Raw genomic sequence first — 16965 nt, 5'->3', positions numbered from 1 at the left:
TTCGTTAATTTTGCTGAGTTTTAAACTGTTTTTCCAGGGCCCTGATTTCTTTCTCTCTTGCTTCTTTTTCTTTTTTCAGTTGGGCCTCAGATTTTGCCGGCTTTGGCTGTGTTGTTACCGTTTGCTTCGGTTTTTCTTTTTTATCCGCAGGTTTAGTTTCCTTTGATTTGGTAGCCTGCACAACTGCTGGCTTTTTTATTTCTGTTTTAGCTGTTACCGTTTTTTTCGGCTCTACTTTTTTTGGTTCAACTTTTTTGGGCGCAACCTTTAGAACTTCAGTTTTTTTAGGTTCCTCTTTTTCTGGTTGATCAGCCTCGGGCCGGTCATCCATCTCAGCAACAATTGTACTCTTGATTAATGAATCGGTCACGCTTCGCTGTATCCTCAAACTATCAGCTGCTGAAATTGTTTTAGCTTTTTTTCCTAAAGCTGTCGAATCTCTTTTTTCGCAAACAATCTGGTTGGTATATTTAATATTGATGGTTTTATAAGTATCCCAACCTACCTGTGGCATGGCTTTTTTATAAAACAACAACAGGTTATTCATTTTCTTTTCAAGAGAATCGGCATTACCTAAAATAATACGTTGATTACCCACCCTTGGTATCAGTTCGATATCGTTTTTCTGATCAACCACAATCTGTTCGATCTGTGAATCCCAAAGGGTATCTTTTTTAATGTACTGTGCGGTTTTATATAAATCTCTTGCCAGTTGTGTGTGCAAGGTATCGACTCTACTCCCAAAAACCTCCGTAATATGTCCTGTTGCCACAAGCACGTTAGCGGTGAAATTTGATGAAATTGGCATTTTCAGTCCATCATTATCGATGTAAAAATCCTGCCCGTTCTCATTCAATATGCGAAGGATAGGCTGGCGTTGTTTTACTTCAATGTGCAGCACGCCATCCATATCTACATACACCTTGGCAAAACCGATATATGGATTGGACTGCAATTTTTTCTCGATTTTATGTATATTGATATTTTCGAGGTTGCGGCCTAAAAGAACACCTTGATCTTCTTTTAAAATGGCATCAATCTCTTCACGCTCAATAAAATTATCAGCTCCGGGAATCAGGATCTTAACATCGGTACATTTAACAGTCTGCTTCTTCACATTGATGAAACTCAAAAGCACAACCACCCCTGCCAGGCTAATCAGCCAGGCAAAGCCAGTAAAAATTGCGCTCCAGTTTATCCTTTTAAACATTGTTCAAAGTGTTTTTTAAAGGTTCGATAATCGTGTCGATATCTCCCGCACCTACTGTTAAAATTAATTCAGGTTTTGTATCCTTAACATGCTGAACCACAAAATCTTTTCCACATATTTTTTTATCTGCTAAAGTGATTTTATCCAATAAAAACTGTGCATTTATCCCTTCAAGTGGTAATTCTCTTGCTGGATAAATCTCCAACAGCATCAGTTCGTCAGCAGTGCTTAAAACTTTTGCAAATTCATCTGCAAAATCCCTTGTCCGCGTGAACAGGTGTGGTTGAAAAATTACCGTTAACTTTTTATCAGGATACAGTTGTCTCACCGCATCAAAACAAGCCCTCAGTTCTTCTGGATGATGTGCATAATCATCAATGTAAATCTGATTACCATTATTCACGATATATTCAAAACGGCGCTTAACGCCCTTAAAGTTTGCAACCGCCTGTTTTACCTTTTCCGCATCGATACCCAGTTGCAGGGCAATCGCTATGGCAACAGTTGTATTTTCGACATTGTGCTTACCGGGAAGCATTAAACTAATGTCTTTGATACTTTGCGTACCATCTGCATAATCAAAAACAAATTTCGATCCTGCTACCCTTAAGTTCTCAGCCCTTGCCGTTGCGGTTGAACTCGCAGCATAGTTGATACTGTTTTCAAGCGGCAATCCTTCATGTGCGTAAAGGGTACCTTCCGCCTTAAGCTGACCGGCAAACAGCCTGAACGATTCTTCAAGATGGCTCTTATCACCGTAAATATCCAGGTGATCGGCATCCATTGAGGTCACCACAGCAACATCGGGGTGCAGGGTTAGGAAAGAACGGTCATATTCATCTGCCTCTACTACTACCACATTGTTTTTCCCAAAAAGCACATTACTGTTATAGTTACTGGTTATGCCACCTAAAAAAGCAGTGCAATCGTACCCGGTATCTTTTAAAATATGTGCAACAATAGATGATGTTGTGGTTTTGCCATGCGTACCCGCAACTGCAATACAGAACATCCCTTTACTGATAATCCCTAAAACCTCGGAACGTTTTTTAAGCGAAAAACCTTTGTTTATAAAATGGTTTAAGACTTTCGAATCTTTTGGGATTGCTGGTGTGTAAACCACAAGGGTATCATCATGATCATCTAAAAATACACAGGGCAATGAAGCGGCTTCATCAAGATAAGTAATGAGAATACCTTCCTGCTCTAAGGTTTCGGTCAGCTTAGTCCTGGTTTTATCGTAACCACAAACTACCTGTCCGCGTTTAGCAAAATAACGGGCAAGCGCACTCATGCCGATACCACCGATACCTACAAAGAAAACCCTATTTATTTTACTTAATTCCATTTTTTTAAGCTAAAAGCAGAAAGACCAAAGCTTAAAGCTGCCCTTCTACCGTTTTATTTTCTATTTTCTTCTGCTTTAAAACTGCTTCGTACCTCGCAATGACGATCTGTCTTTGCTTTGGTCTTTCTGCTTTAGTCTTTCAGCCTTATTAGTTTCAATACTTCGTTCGCTATAATTCCGTCTGCCGCTGGCAATGCCATTTTACCTATGTTTTCCGATAGCTTTTCACTCTGTTCTTTATTGTTTAATAATGCCAGTGCCTCTCTAACCAATGTATCTTCTGCAGAGCGGTCGTTAATTAATATTGCTGCTCCATTTTTAACCAGGGCCATCGCATTTTTAGTTTGATGGTCTTCTGCTACATTTGGCGAAGGCACCAATATCACCGGTTTTTTAATTAAACAAAGTTCCGCTATCGTTCCCGCACCAGCCCTGCTGACAATTACATCTGCAGCGGCATAAGCCAAATCCATTTTATTTAAAAACTCCAGGATCCGAACATTAGGATGGTATTCCAAACCCAATCTTTCTATAATTCCTTTGTAGTAATATTTACCTGTTTGCCAAATCACCTGCACATCTTGTGCAAGAATTTCTGGCAAGTGTTTTTCAATTGCTTTATTCAGTGTACCTGCACCTAAACTTCCACCGGTAACCATAATGGTCTTTTTCAATGGATCGAGCTTTAATAGTTCGGCACCCTGAAAATGTTTCCCTTTAATATCAACCACTTCCTGGCGGACAGGATTTCCTGTTTTCAAAATCCTATCAGCTGGAAAAAACTGATCCATATCATCAAAGGCGACACAGATTTTTGAAGCTTTTTTACCCAGCCATTTATTGGTTACCCCCGCATAAGAATTCTGTTCCTGGATGAGGTAAGGAATTCCTTTCAAAGAGGCTGCGTATAACAGCGGCCCAGAGGCATAACCACCAACACCCACTACGGCATCTGGTTTAAAATCATTAATAATCTGTATCGCTTTACGCACACTACCGATTACCTTGAATGGGAGTGCCAGATTTTTAATAATCGAGCCGCGTTGCATTCCACTAATATTTAATCCTATAATCTTATATCCGGCTGCGGGAACTTTTTCCATTTCCATTCGGCCAATAGCACCCACAAACAAAATTTCACAGGTTGGCACCATGCGTTTCAGCGCATTGGCTATGGCCACGGCGGGAAAAATATGCCCGCCGGTGCCACCACCTGATATGATAATTTTTGGGGAATTATTCATTTACAATTTAATTATATTTTAACCACCGAGTGCACAAAGTTTTCACTGAGGGCACTGAGTTTTTATGTTTATTTTTAACCACAAAGACACTAAGAACACTAAGTTTTTCAATTTAAAGGTTTAAGCAGCCTGTCTAAACATACCTCTGTGTTTCTCTGCGCCTTACCTTTGTGTTCTCTGTGGTTAAACTTTTTACTTTATTATATTTTTTTAATAGATTGCTTTATCATTCTTCCTCGCAATGACGATTCAACTTATCTAAGCAATTGCAGGTATTTCACCTATTATTATTTTATTTTTTACTTTCTCTTTTTCTTCTTTTGTTAATGCACTTGCATTTTCTTCTACATCTCTACTCACGCTGAGTATAATTCCAAAGGCCACACTAGTGAAGATCATTGATGTACCACCCATACTCACCAGTGGCAACGGAACTCCCGTTACGGGTCCCAGCCCAACAGCTACGGCCATGTTCGCAAAAGCCTGAATGGTGAGACTAAAACTCAGTCCGGCTGCCAGGAGCGCACCGAAGGCCTTGGGCGCCCGGGTTACGATCTTGATACATCGATATAAAAGCAGCAGGTAAAGCACCATGATTACAATTCCTCCCAGGGTTCCCCATTCTTCAATAATAATGGCGAAAATAAAATCGGAATACGGGTGTGGTAGGAAATTGCGTTGTGTACTATTACCTGGTCCTTTACCAAAAACACCACCAGTAGCCAAAGCAATTTTCGCCTGATCTGCCTGGAAAGTTTTATCAGAATGCTGCATTTCAGGATGTATAAACGTATTGATACGCGACATGTAGGTTTTTCTTCTTGGGCCCAAAAAGAAAACAAACAGCAGCAGTACGAAACCACCTGCACAAACAATCGCGATCTGTTTAATACTGATCCTACCGATAATTAACAGCAATATACTTACACCAAACAGCATTAATGCTGTAGATAGGTTGGCCAGTGCGATTAAAACAAATACCACACAAACCGAGCCCATAATTGGTATAAATGACTCTTTAACGTTTTTAATATTTTCCTGCTTTTTGGTCAGCATCCGGGCCAAAAAAGTAATCAATGCCAGTTTAGCCAAATCGGAAGTTTGAAAAGTTAATCCAATTACGGGTATTTTAACCCACCTCGAAGCATCGTTTAAACTGGTTCCGAATATTAGCGTATACAACAACAAAGGAATGGTTACAATCATCAGCACTTTCGAAATACCCGCATAATAGCGGTAATCGAGCAGGTGGGCAATATAGATCATCCCAATACCCATCAGCACAAAAATTAAGTGTTTGGTGAGCAAAAGCTTTTCTACTGCCTCTCCTTTTTTATATGCCAAGGTACCTGTTGCACTATACACTGCCATTACAGATATAAGCGAAAGCAGGATGATGATCAACCAGATCCATCTATCGCCTTTTGTTTTATTAAGTAGTGCCTGCAACATATATAAGCCTCCTATTATAATTCTCTAACTGCCGCTTTAAACTGGTTACCGCGGTCTTCGTAATTTTTAAATAAATCAAAACTGGCACATGCTGGTGATAATAAAACTACATCACCACGTTTAGCCAAATGAAAAGCAATCTGTGCTGCCTCATCAGCAGAAAAAGTATTTACAATTACTTCTACATCATCCTCAAAAGCATCATGGATACGCTTGTTATCCTTGCCTAAACAAACAATCGCCTTAACCTTACTTTTAACCAAATCTTTAAGCATGTCGTAGTCGTTACCTTTATCAACGCCGCCCATAATCAGTACCACATCACTGGTCATACTTTCTAAAGCATACCAGGTAGAGTTTACATTAGTAGCTTTACTATCGTTGATGAAATCGATGCCAGAAATTTTGGCCACATGCTCTAACCTGTGCTCAATATTTTTGAAATTGCCCATGCTTTCGCGGATGGTTTCATTTCTTAATTCCAAAACTTTACACACAATGCCTGAGGCCATAGAATTGTAAATATTGTGCTTGCCCTGCAAGGCTAAATCTGAAATCGTCATGGTTAGTAGGTTATTTGGTTCTGTAAGGATATGTATAGTAGTTTCTTCTAAATAAGCACCCGGCTCAACCTTTTTAGTAATTGAAAAAGGATAGGTTTTGGCCAAAGGCTCATTTAGCTCAATGGCTTTTAAGCTTTCTTCATCATCTGCACAATAGATAAAAACATCTTCTGCAGTCTGATTTTGGATAATGCGCATTTTAGATGCGGCATAATTCTCCAATTTATAATCGTAACGATCTAAATGATCTGGGGTGATGTTGAGCAAAACTGCGATATCGGCTCTAAATTCGAACATATCATCAAGCATGAAGCTCGAGATTTCCAGTACATAATATTCGTAATCTTCTGTAGCCACCTGTGCTGCAAAGCTCTGCCCGATGTTACCCGCCAAGCCTACGTTTAACCCGGCATTTTTTAAGATGTGATAGGTTAATAAACTGGTGGTTGATTTACCATTGGAACCCGTAATGCAGATGGTTTTTGCGTTGGTGTATCTTTTGGCAAACTCAATTTCCGAAACCACTGAAATCCCGCTTTCTACCAGTTTTTTAATAATTGGTGCTGTAGGCGGGATACCTGGACTTTTAATTACTTCGTTAGCGTTTAAGATCAGCTCCTCGGTATGTTTTTCGGACTCGAACGGAATGGAAAGTTTTTCTAAAGCAGCTTTATATTTATCGGTAATTATACCATAATCGGAAACAAAAACATCAAAACCTTTTGCCTGAGCCAATTTTGCAGCGCCAACTCCACTTTCTCCGGCACCAAGAATAACCACACGGCCCTGCCCAGTCATCGCTGACTTAGTATTGCTTGATGTGATGTTATTCGTGCTCATTATTTTACTACTTTATTTTTTTCATCATCTAAGACACCTAAGGGCATCTTAGTATTTTTCTATTCCAGTTATTCAAGCTTTCAGCTTTGGTCTTTCAACTTTAGGCTTACCTATCTTAATTTCAATGTTACAATGGTCATAATCGCCAGCATAATTCCGATAATCCAGAAGCGGGTTACAATTTTGGCTTCGTGATATCCCTTTTTCTGGTAATGGTGATGCAAAGGCGACATCAGGAAAATCCTGCGTCCTTCGCCAAATTTCTTCTTGGTATATTTAAAATAAGATACCTGCATAATTACCGACACCAGTTCTACCAGGAATATTCCACATAAAATCGGAATCAAAAGTTCTTTACGGATCATGAGCGCAAATGCGGCAATAATACCACCAATGGCCAAACTTCCGGTATCGCCCATAAAAATCTGAGCAGGATAAGAGTTGTACCAAAGAAAACCAACGCATGCCCCAACAAAGGCTCCTGCAAAAATCATCAGCTCCCCAGAGTTGGGTATATACATGATATTGAGGTAATCGGCCATAATGGTATTACCAGATATATAGGCCAAAATACCAAGGGTAATCCCGATTACAGCTGACGTTCCGGTGGCTAAGCCATCGATACCATCGGTAATATTGGCCCCATTTGAAACTGCTGTTATGATAAATACGGTAAAGATGAGGAATATGACAAATGCATATTTCTGATAATCGCCTCCTAAAAACTTCAATACCTTGGCATAATCGAACTCATTGTTCTTATAAAAAGGCATATTGGTTTTGGTCGATTTTACATCTTGAGTATAATAGAAGGTTTCTCCTTTTTGGCGCAACACCATTGGAACCGTAGAAGTGCTTTTAACATTGTCCTGAACGGTTTCTCTTACCACAATATTGGGATGAAAATACATCGTAGTCCCTACAATTAGGCCTAAACCCACTTGACCAACAACCTTAAACCGACCAGCTAAACCTTCTTTGTTTTTCTTGAAAACCTTGATATAATCATCCAGAAACCCAATTGCCCCCATCCAAATGGTGGTGATAATCATTAGGATTACATAGATATTGGAAATATTGGCAAATAACAAGGTCGGAATAAGAATACCCAGCAAAATAATGATACCTCCCATTGTTGGTGTACCTTGTTTTTGCATCTGTCCTTCTAAACCTAAATTTCTTACCGTTTCTCCAACCTGTTTTTTATGCAGATAATCAATCAACCTACGTCCGTAAACGGTGGTGATTACTAATGATAAAATAATAGAGATAGATGCACGGAAAGTGATGTACTGAAACAACCTTAACCCAGGTATATCATAATGCTTATGCAGGTATTCGAATAATAAATATAACATTAGCTGATAGGTTTTAATTGTTCAAGTAAAATTTCTTTATCATCAAAATGGTTCCTTACGCCATTAATTTCCTGGTATTTCTCGTGTCCTTTACCGGCAACGAGAATAATATCTCCCGGCTGTGCTAAATGACAAGCCGTTTTTATTGCTTCTCTTCTATCTAAAATGGATAAGGTTTTACGCTTATTTGTTGGCGAAACCCCAGCTTCCATATCGTTGATTATTGTCTGGGCATCTTCTGTACGTGGATTATCAGAGGTCAGGATTACCTTGTCGCTCCAATCGCAAGCCACTTGGGCCATAATTGGGCGTTTGGTTTTATCACGATCTCCTCCGCATCCAATTACCGTAATTACCTGCTCGGTTCCTTTGCGGATATTGGCAATGGTGCTCAACACATTCTGAACAGCATCGGGTGTATGCGCATAATCAACAATACCAATGATCTTATCGGCAGAAGTGATATAATCAAATCTTCCTTCAGCACCTGATAAACGGCTCAACAAAGTCAATACCTTTAATTTATCCTGTTCTAACAAGATTGCCGTTCCGTAAACGGCCAGTAGGTTATACGCATTAAAAGAGCCTACAAGTTTGAAGTAGACGTCTTCGTTATCGATATCTAAATGCAGCCCACTGAACTGGTTCTCGATAATTTTTGCTTTGAAATCGGCCAGTTGTTTAAGTGCATAGGTCTTTTTATGCGCTTTGGTATTCTGCAGCATCACCACGCCGTTTTTATCGTCGATATTGGTCAATGCAAATGCCGATTTAGGCAAAACATCAAAAAATGCTTTTTTAGCCTTCAGGTAACTATCAAAAGTTTTATGAAAATCTAAATGATCATGTGTTAAATTTGAAAACACCCCGCCAGAAAAAGTTAATCCTTCGATCCGGTGTTGCGATACCGCATGCGAACTCACTTCCATGAAGCAATAATCGCAGCCTGCATCAACCATATCCCTTAAAAGCTGATTTAAGGCAATTGGATTCGGTGTAGTATGGGTTGCCGCCACAACAGTATCATTGATATAATTTTCTACCGTTGATAAAAGCCCGGTTTTATAACCTAAATCTTTAAATAATTTAAAAAGAATGGTGGCAATGGTAGTTTTTCCGTTGGTTCCCGTAATACCGATCAGTTTTAAATCTGCTGATGGATTTCCAAAATAATTACCGGCAATAATCGCTAAAGCAACCGATGTATTTTCTACTTTAATATAAGTAACCGTAAAATCATGAATTTCCGGTAAATTCTCACAGATAATCACTGCTGCGCCTTGTTGAATGGTTTGCTCAATAAACTGGTGTCCATCTGCTGCTGTACCAACTATTGCAAAGAAAACATCATCCTTACATACCTTACGCGAATCGAAATTCAGCGCATTGATTTCCCTATCGGTTTTACCAACCAATTCTTTAATCGTTACGCCGTAAAGTAAATCTTGTAATTGCATTTTTTTATTTTTTTAGTATTAAGTAGTGAGTATCGAGTAACAAGACCTTAAACCCTATACCTTTTACCTTACACCTTAATTCAATTCTATCTGTACACCCAATCCTTTACCCACCTTTGTTCCGGCGATAATGGATTGACTGACTACTTTTCCCGAGCCATTAACTTTTGTTTTCAAACCCGCATTTCCCAAAAGGTAGAGCGCATCTTTCAGTCCCATACCTGCTACGTTTGGCATTACCCCTTTACGCTCGTTATTTTCCTGGAAAATTGTTCCTGCACTGGTATCTATAATATTGTAATACTCAGATTTTGAAGCAAAAAGCGGTTTAAAACCAAATGCTTTATACACTTTCTGAGTAGCTTTACTCTGTCCGGCTTTTGTAGGTGGCGTACCGGTATTCCCAACCAAACGCGTAGGAACATCGTTGTACATCTGCATATCGCTGGCATAAATACGATCGGCAATTTCCCGAAATACCGGGCCCGAAACCGTAGCACCATAATAAGCACCTTTTGGATCGTTGATTACCACGATTAAAGAATACTTGGGTTTATCGGCGGGAAAATACCCTACAAAAGAAGCTTGATATTGTTTTTTCCCTTTATATCCTTTATTTGCATCAGCCACCTGGGCAGTACCGGTTTTACCCGCGATCGCATATAGCGGATTATAAACGATCTGCTTTCCACTACCTTCCGTAACCACACCTTCAAGCATTTTCTTGATCTTGCTCAGGGTAACATCCGAACATATCTTATCATTGATTACCCTGGCTTTAAACTGTTCGATCGGATTACCCAGCCTTCTGATCTCTTTCACAAAAATCGGCGCTACCATTTTACCGTTGTTGGCTACCGCATTATACAATGAGAGCATCTTTAACGGTGTCAACATCATTTCGTATCCATAAGCCATTTGAGGAAGGGTCATGTTTTTGTTCCAGCTTTTGTTCGTTTTAGGATTTTTAACTACAGGCATTGCCTCACCCGGAATCTGCAAGTCCATTTTTTTGTTCAGCTGCCAATCATACAGGTGATCTGTAAATTTCATCGGATCGCTGCCATAATGCATGTTGATCAGCTTTGCGATTGCAGCATTGGAGGACGTTTCAAAGGCTTTTTTTGCTGTAACTGTTTCAATTTTTGGATGTGAATCCGTAATCAGCTTACCTGGAATCTGATAATACCCTGTACCGATCATGGTATTGGTATCGATCAACTTATCTTCCAAAAGTGCCATGTACGAAGCCAGCTTAAAAGTCGATCCCGGATCTTGATTACCCGCGATAGCATAGTTAAATTTTTCTTTGTACACCCCTTCTTCTACCTTCGAGAAATTGGCTACAGCACGGATCTCGCCAGTTGCCACTTCCATTAAAATTACCGTACCGTGATCAGCCTGCGATTTGATCAACTGTTTTTCTAACGCGCTCTGCGCCAGATCCTGCATATTTACATCAATGGTTGAAATAATATCAGCACCATCTTTCGGCGCCACCTCAGCTTCCTCATTTACCGGGATATAAACCCCTCCAGCAATGCGCTGCATTAATCTTTTTCCGGTTTCGCCGTTGATATATTCCTTATATGCGCCCTCTAAACCTACACCGTTTTTAACATTTTCGTTTTTATAACCGATGGTACGGGCAGCCAAAGCCTGAAAAGGAAGAATACGTTTGTTCTGCTGAACAGCAATTAAGCCCCCGCTAAACTTACCAATGTTGTATAATGGAAAAGTTCTGATGGTTTTAAGGTCAGCATAACCTACTTTACGGTGGATTAGCAAATAACGTGCGCTATCCTGACGTCCTTTACGCAGATAACGCGCATATTCTTTAGCGGTTTTATCCTGAAAGAGCTGCGATAATTTATAACCCAGCGAATCTACCTTCTCGTTAAATACTTTATCTTCGGCAATACCGCCAGCAAACATATCCATACGCAGTTCGTATTCCGGTATCGAAGTAGCCAGCAAACTACCATCGTTTGAATAAATATTCCCACGGGTAGCCTCAACATTTACATATCGCGTAGAAAGACTATCTGCCATAGCTTTCCATTTTTTCCCTTGCACATACTGTACCTGACCGAGGCGCAAAAACACCGCGAAAGCAAAAAGCACAATTAAGCCAAATGCCAGGTATACACGAAGCAAGATGTTTGCTCTAATATTCATCGCTTTTAACAATTATTTTTTTTGGTGGTTCAATCAGTTCTTTTATTCCAAGGGTATCTACCTTTTTGGCAACCTCTGTCAATTTACTTTTAAACATCAGGTCGGCCTTAAGCGATTTATACTCCCATCTTAATTCTTTTACTTCTTTATTTAATTTATCAATGCGGCGAACATTGTTTACCGCAAAATGGCTATTGGCAATATAAATCATCCCCAAAAGGGCCAGAAAACACAAATAAGGTAAAGCGTCAGTTGCCGCCTCTTTACTCACTAAGCCATCATTAAAAAGCTTGCTGATAAATGAATTACTATCCATTTTTTCTTCAGCAGTTTTCGGCCTTTTGGGTGCGGCTTTTAGCTCTGGTTCGGGCCCTACCTCTTCTTCTTCTATCTCTTCCCTAAACCTGTTCATATCTTTTCTGCAATTCTTAGTTTCGCACTGCGGGCCCTATTGTTTTGAGCAATCTCCTCATCAGTGGCAATTATCGCTTTACGAGTAATTACATTAAATGGCTTCTGCTGATTTCCGAAGAAATCCTTTTCAACCTCACCCTGAAATTTACCTTTAGCCATAAAGTTTTTAACTGGCCTGTCTTCTAATGAATGATAAGACATTACCACTAAATGACCGCCGGGCTTTAACACATCAGCAGCTTGTAGTAAAAAATCTTCAAGCACCTGAATTTCAGCATTCACCTCTATACGCAGTGCCTGAAAAACCTGCGCCAAATATTTATTCTCTTTTCCTTTCGGGATGTAGCCGGTAATAGCTGACTTTAAACTGTCGATATCGGTAAAAGGCTGCTCTAAACGCGAAGTAACAATAGCACGCGCTAAAGATTTCGCATTTTTCACCTCACCATAAATCCCAAAAATTTTATGCAGCTTATCTTCAGTATAGGTATTCAATATTTCAGCAGCGGTTAAATCGCGGTGCTGATCCATACGCATATCCAGGTCGGCATTATGACGGATAGAAAAACCACGTTGCGGCACATCAAACTGATGCGAGGAAACACCAAGATCAGCCAGAATACCATCAACTTGTTTAAAACCTTTTAAACGGAGATTATTCTTCAGGAAACCAAAGTTCTGGTCGATAAAAATAAAACGATCATCGACAGGAATATTCGCCTGCGCATCAGGATCCTGATCAAAAGCAATCAATCTCCCTTTTGGCCCAAGGTGTTTCAAAATCTCTTTTGAATGACCCCCACCACCAAAGGTTACATCAACATAAACACCATCAGGCTTAATATTCAAGCCATCAATGCAAGGCTGCAACATTACGGGCACATGATAATTATTCGCCATCAGCACCTCCTTTCTTTCCACCCATTACCTGTTCGGCAAGGTTTGCAAAATTCTCCGGAACATCATCAAAAATATCTTCGTAAGATTTTTTGTCCCAAACTTCGATACGATCTAACTGACAGGCGAGAACAAGATCACTTCCAATACCAGCATAATCAACCAGTGATTTTGGCAAAAGCACACGACCAGCCGCATCAAGCGAAAGCTCGGTTGCACCACGGGTAAACGACCTGATAAACTCTCTGTTATTTTTTTCGTAGATATTCAGTTTGCTTAAATCGGTAACGATAGCATCCCAAACTTTTTTTGGATAGATCACCAGGTTTTTCTCAAAACCACGGTTAATAATCAAGCCTTCTTTCTCAGATTCAGGCAATTGTTTCTTAAGCGCAGCAGGTACCATAAGGCGGCCCTTTGCGTCAAGTTTACAATCGAATTCTCCTAAAAGTTGGGTCATAGTGGTATCTACACTTTTTATCTAGTGTAAAAGTAAATAGTTCTACCACTTTTTACCACTTTTTACCACAAAAAAGTTTTCCACATCTTTTTTGTTACAATTAGGATTGTACAATATAGGTAGAATAAGGCTACCAGTACAATCAAAAAACCATTACCAACTGATAATAAGCAGATTAAAAACATAATAATAAAAAGTGTCACGTTCGCCCAATTTTCCCCATAAAAGTACAATTCTACTAAAAATGAGCATCTTAATAAATAATTTACGGGTCTAAAAACATACATCTTTATGTGCTTGCTCTGCTGCAAAACTACATAAAACCTGTATGGCTAATATTACCATAAAAGCATTGGCTATTATTTTACTGATAGGTAAAAGAAAGGTTAAATCTACATGCAGTTATTTACTTATTTAGACTTATTAAATATAATTTGGATGAAAGCAATTAAAACAATTTCTTTGTAGGTGTAAACCATTAATAACCATTGCGCAAGTTATAACTACGCTCAAAAATGAAATCAGAACATAATCCTCAAAGACTCGACTGGGCAAAACATCAAAAAAGATGGTTTGGTAAATGGCATCTTTATATTGGTATTATTGCCGGGGCAATTGTTGCTTTTGTGGGGGTTACAGGCAGCATCCTGGTTTTTCAGGATGAGATAGACCGTGCACTGAATCCTACCCTGTTCGAGGTAATTGCAAAGAAACAAAAAATGCCCGTTGAGGATATTGTACCCTTAATTAAAAAAAACTACCCCAAGCTAAAAATCGATTACCTGATGCTGAATAACTTCAAAAATCCCAATGAAGCTTACAGCGTTCTGGATTTAAAGAGTGGCGGAGAAACATTTATTAATCCATATACCGGAAAAACAAGTGGCAAAAGAATACATACCAGTTCTTTTATTCATGTGGTTACCGAACTGCACCGGACATTACTGATCCCGGTTGCCGGGCGTTATATCTGTGGTTTGGCTTCACTCTGTCTTTTAATTTTAACCATTTCAGGTTTACGTTTATGGATCCCAAAGAAATGGAAACAGCTAAAATCGGCACTTACAGTAAGGTTTAGCGGATCATTTAAGCGCCAGAATTACGACTGGCACAATTCACTCGGTTTTTACTCCTCTCCCATTGTGGCCATATTGAGTCTTACCGGTTTTTCCATTACTTTTTCTACACTTGTTATTCCACTGTTATTTGTACTTAGTGGGAAATCGCCGCAAGGAGTTGCCAAATTGTTAGGGGCTAAATCGGCCTGGCATGCAAAGGCAGTACCACTTCCCCTTAAACAGGTTGTTGCCGCAGCCAAAGAAAAAATGCCCAATGGTTATATCGGCGGGATCGCCTTTCCGGCCGATAAAATGGGGACTTACCGTTTGGATGTAGTGAGTGGGAACCTACCTAAAGTTGGAAAAAGAGAAATGCTTATTGTTGATCAATATACAGGCAAAGTACTGCTAAACAGTCGCAAGGATTTCCCCAATGTTGGTAATGCTTACCTCAGCTGGTTAACGCCGATCCACTATGGAAGTTTTGGGGGCAGGCCTACACAGATTATCGCCATTATTGCCGGATTAATGCCACTTGCCCTCTTTATTACAGGTTTTATGATCTGGTGGCCACGTTATAAGAAACAAAAGAAAGGCAAAAAACTAAAAACAAATGAAACAGTTTTGGATGAGGCATTGGAAACTCAGACAGTTGAAAAAGAATTAAAACCAGCAAAAATCAAAACACCATTACCCAAACTGGGCAGATATTTTCTCTTACAGTTTAAATCGGGATTAAAATATGCTTTAATTATCCTTCCGATTAGCTTTATGATGGGCGCACTCTACGGCCTTCCTTCGGGAATAATTATCCAACCAGCCATTTTTGTTGTTGCCTTTAGTTGCGTAATGGTCTGTTTGAATTTTATATGCGCATTGTTGTCTGAGCTATTCAATATCCTTTTTCTACTTCCTTTTAAAAGAGGAAGTCATAGGGTAACCCGCTATTTTGCGTTGTCAACTGCATTTCTGGTGTGTTATTTAGCTGTTTATATGGTATTGCTGAATACAGGGCTGGAAGTCTTCTAACTTAACACTGGCACCTTTCCTGCAGTTTGATGTTACCGTCTGATTGATAACTCAAAATTCAGAAATTCTTATCGTGTCAGATGGTAACATCTGATACCATTGATAAATATCTCGAAAGGCATTTCCACGAGCTTAACGCAGCAAATTCGAATGGAATTACAAATATAATACAGCCTGTCCATAAAAAACAATTATTTTGCCGGTGTAATTACAATTTTCCGGTATTCAATCGGTTTGTGGTCTCCCTGAAGGTAAATAGGACTTGGCTCACTTTCGTTAACATGACACTACTGATAGTAAATTCTTGCAATTGAAAAACCTATTTGAACTCACCATCCGCAACAACACTATTTTGATCGATCAATTTCCAATGGTCTTTTTCATATAAAAAGCGTAATTCTTTTCTCAACTGATAAAGATCGCCAGGGGTATATTCAAGATTAAATTTTATATTATTTAAATCCGGATAGCTTATTTTGACCATTATGAGCTTGCCTTTCTTAACCCGATTAATCGTATCAGGATTAATATAAAAGTTAATACCTTTTACAGACATCGAATCAGCTATTTTGTAATTTGTAGAAACTACATACTTATTTTTTGGTTTAAAGCCACCCATAACCACAAACCCTTTATCCTGAAAACAAATATTTAAAGCTTGTTTAAAATCATTTTTATTGAAATAGTGACGTTTCTGCTCGCAACCGATTAGCATAAAAGCAACCGAAAGGATTAATGTTAGATAAGCATATCGCAGTATACCTATTTTCATTTTTGAACATAAGTTTCGAATAGTTTTTCAATTCTAAGTATTGTCTGCCTCCCCACTCTACCTGGACAAATTTGTTTCTCATAATACTCAGGAGCATAAAAACTCAGTTCTTTTATTTCTTTTTTAGTGATCAAATGCAACTTTATAGTTGAACCATCACGGATTTGCCTTTGCAAACTGTCTTTTTCCACAGGACACCCAGCTCCATCTGTTTGATCATCATTAATATTCCAAGGTTTTAAAGCAACAATTTCTTTCCAAAAATTTTTGAGGCTATCAGAGGATAAATAGTTAATGTAAAAATTAGAATTTACATCAGCCAGAGCTTGAGTATTTTGATAAAGCCTGTATTGAATATTATGAGGAACCACATTTCTCTGATCAAGGACAACTGCAATTTTATAGGTATAAGCATTTATTGTATCGCCCTTTTTACTTAACATAAAATATACTGGATTAATCCCCCAACTACTTTCATAACTCATAACGATTGTACTATCTGCATTTGCTTTTAAAAATTTAAATAAAGGAGTAGCACTATGTTTTTTTTGAGCAAAAGTGATTGCACTACATAGCGTAAGCATCAAAATAAATATGATTTTATCTTTCATGGTATTTATATCGTTGTTTACATTTTAAGCTCTTACTTGGTGGAGTAAAATGAATACCTTTTTATTGACAATGA

14 protein-coding genes are annotated in these 16965 nt (G+C 38.9%); 1 reads left to right on the top strand and 13 read right to left on the bottom strand.

The features are described 5' to 3' along the window. Positions 1–4: 4 nt before the first annotated feature. The 11 genes from EZ456_RS02275 to mraZ form a co-directional block, all read right to left on the bottom strand. A complete protein-coding gene (locus tag EZ456_RS02275) occupies positions 5–1210 on the bottom strand; it encodes a cell division protein FtsQ (protein WP_131526936.1) in 1206 nt (401 codons plus the stop codon). Continuing rightward, positions 1203–2558 (bottom strand): UDP-N-acetylmuramate--L-alanine ligase, encoded by a 1356-nt coding sequence (gene murC / locus EZ456_RS02270; RefSeq protein ID WP_131526934.1) that lies wholly within the window; start codon positions 2556–2558, stop codon positions 1203–1205. Before murC ends, EZ456_RS02275 begins: the two co-directional genes overlap by 8 nt. Positions 2559–2689: 131 nt before the next feature. Further along, positions 2690–3802: an undecaprenyldiphospho-muramoylpentapeptide beta-N-acetylglucosaminyltransferase gene (murG, locus tag EZ456_RS02265; protein WP_131526932.1), complete on the bottom strand. Its 1113-nt coding sequence runs from the start codon at positions 3800–3802 to the stop codon at positions 2690–2692. Positions 3803–4060: 258 nt separating this feature from the next. Then, on the bottom strand, positions 4061–5254 hold the full coding sequence (locus tag EZ456_RS02260) for an FtsW/RodA/SpoVE family cell cycle protein (RefSeq protein ID WP_205945010.1): 1194 nt from the start codon (positions 5252–5254) through the stop codon (positions 4061–4063). Positions 5255–5268: 14 nt separating this feature from the next. Further along, the gene (murD, locus tag EZ456_RS02255; protein ID WP_131526930.1) at positions 5269–6657 is read right to left on the bottom strand and encodes a UDP-N-acetylmuramoyl-L-alanine--D-glutamate ligase; all 1389 of its coding nucleotides are present in this window, start codon (positions 6655–6657) and stop codon (positions 5269–5271) included. A gap of 110 nt (positions 6658–6767) precedes the next feature. Then, entirely contained in the window at positions 6768–8015 is a 1248-nt protein-coding gene (gene mraY, locus EZ456_RS02250; RefSeq protein ID WP_131526928.1) for a phospho-N-acetylmuramoyl-pentapeptide-transferase, read from the bottom strand. Beyond that, positions 8015–9472, bottom strand: coding sequence for a UDP-N-acetylmuramoyl-L-alanyl-D-glutamate--2,6-diaminopimelate ligase (locus tag EZ456_RS02245; protein WP_131526926.1), 1458 nt, complete (start codon positions 9470–9472; stop codon positions 8015–8017). The genes mraY and EZ456_RS02245 overlap by 1 nt, the downstream gene beginning before the upstream one ends. A 75-nt stretch (positions 9473–9547) precedes the next feature. Further along, a complete protein-coding gene (locus tag EZ456_RS02240; RefSeq protein WP_131526924.1) occupies positions 9548–11650 on the bottom strand; it encodes a penicillin-binding protein in 2103 nt (700 codons plus the stop codon). Then, the gene (locus tag EZ456_RS02235) at positions 11640–12062 is read right to left on the bottom strand and encodes an FtsL-like putative cell division protein (RefSeq protein WP_108199761.1); all 423 of its coding nucleotides are present in this window, start codon (positions 12060–12062) and stop codon (positions 11640–11642) included. The genes EZ456_RS02240 and EZ456_RS02235 overlap by 11 nt, the downstream gene beginning before the upstream one ends. Then, positions 12059–12964, bottom strand: coding sequence for a 16S rRNA (cytosine(1402)-N(4))-methyltransferase RsmH (gene rsmH, locus EZ456_RS02230; RefSeq protein WP_131526922.1), 906 nt, complete (start codon positions 12962–12964; stop codon positions 12059–12061). Before rsmH ends, EZ456_RS02235 begins: the two co-directional genes overlap by 4 nt. Then, entirely contained in the window at positions 12954–13421 is a 468-nt protein-coding gene (gene mraZ, locus EZ456_RS02225; RefSeq protein ID WP_086544998.1) for a division/cell wall cluster transcriptional repressor MraZ, read from the bottom strand. The genes rsmH and mraZ overlap by 11 nt, the downstream gene beginning before the upstream one ends. Positions 13422–13936: 515 nt before the next feature. Between mraZ and EZ456_RS02220 the strand changes: the two genes are divergently transcribed. Next, positions 13937–15508 (top strand): PepSY-associated TM helix domain-containing protein, encoded by a 1572-nt coding sequence (locus tag EZ456_RS02220; RefSeq protein ID WP_131526920.1) that lies wholly within the window; start codon positions 13937–13939, stop codon positions 15506–15508. A gap of 319 nt (positions 15509–15827) precedes the next feature. Here the strand turns inward: EZ456_RS02220 and EZ456_RS02215 are convergent, their stop codons facing one another. Both EZ456_RS02215 and EZ456_RS02210 read right to left on the bottom strand, forming a co-directional pair. Then, positions 15828–16280, bottom strand: coding sequence for a hypothetical protein (locus EZ456_RS02215; protein WP_131526918.1), 453 nt, complete (start codon positions 16278–16280; stop codon positions 15828–15830). Beyond that, positions 16277–16891 (bottom strand): hypothetical protein, encoded by a 615-nt coding sequence (locus EZ456_RS02210; RefSeq protein ID WP_131526916.1) that lies wholly within the window; start codon positions 16889–16891, stop codon positions 16277–16279. The genes EZ456_RS02215 and EZ456_RS02210 overlap by 4 nt, the downstream gene beginning before the upstream one ends. Between the last annotated feature and the right edge of the window lie 74 nt (positions 16892–16965).

This window comes from Pedobacter psychrodurus, from assembly GCF_004331735.1.
GTDB lineage: Bacteria > Bacteroidota > Bacteroidia > Sphingobacteriales > Sphingobacteriaceae > Pedobacter > Pedobacter psychrodurus.
This window is presented reverse-complemented; position numbering and strand designations above follow the sequence as displayed.

Excerpts from the sequence above, each read along its gene's own strand:
- rsmH (WP_131526922.1), bottom strand. The coding sequence starts at position 12,964 with ATGGCGAATAATTATCATGTGCCCGTAATGTTGCAGCCTTGCATTGAT.
- EZ456_RS02240 (WP_131526924.1), bottom strand. The coding sequence starts at position 11,650 with ATGAATATTAGAGCAAACATCTTGCTTCGTGTATACCTGGCATTTGGC.
- EZ456_RS02275 (WP_131526936.1), bottom strand. The coding sequence starts at position 1,210 with ATGTTTAAAAGGATAAACTGGAGCGCAATTTTTACTGGCTTTGCCTGG.
- EZ456_RS02210 (WP_131526916.1), bottom strand. The coding sequence starts at position 16,891 with ATGAAAGATAAAATCATATTTATTTTGATGCTTACGCTATGTAGTGCA.
- murC (WP_131526934.1), bottom strand. The coding sequence starts at position 2,558 with ATGGAATTAAGTAAAATAAATAGGGTTTTCTTTGTAGGTATCGGTGGT.
- mraZ (WP_086544998.1), bottom strand. The coding sequence starts at position 13,421 with ATGACCCAACTTTTAGGAGAATTCGATTGTAAACTTGACGCAAAGGGC.
- murG (WP_131526932.1), bottom strand. The coding sequence starts at position 3,802 with ATGAATAATTCCCCAAAAATTATCATATCAGGTGGTGGCACCGGCGGG.
- mraY (WP_131526928.1), bottom strand. The coding sequence starts at position 8,015 with ATGTTATATTTATTATTCGAATACCTGCATAAGCATTATGATATACCT.
- EZ456_RS02245 (WP_131526926.1), bottom strand. The coding sequence starts at position 9,472 with ATGCAATTACAAGATTTACTTTACGGCGTAACGATTAAAGAATTGGTT.
- EZ456_RS02215 (WP_131526918.1), bottom strand. The coding sequence starts at position 16,280 with ATGAAAATAGGTATACTGCGATATGCTTATCTAACATTAATCCTTTCG.
- EZ456_RS02260 (WP_205945010.1), bottom strand. The coding sequence starts at position 5,254 with ATGTTGCAGGCACTACTTAATAAAACAAAAGGCGATAGATGGATCTGG.
- murD (WP_131526930.1), bottom strand. The coding sequence starts at position 6,657 with ATGAGCACGAATAACATCACATCAAGCAATACTAAGTCAGCGATGACT.
- EZ456_RS02235 (WP_108199761.1), bottom strand. The coding sequence starts at position 12,062 with ATGAACAGGTTTAGGGAAGAGATAGAAGAAGAAGAGGTAGGGCCCGAA.
- EZ456_RS02220 (WP_131526920.1), top strand. The coding sequence starts at position 13,937 with ATGAAATCAGAACATAATCCTCAAAGACTCGACTGGGCAAAACATCAA.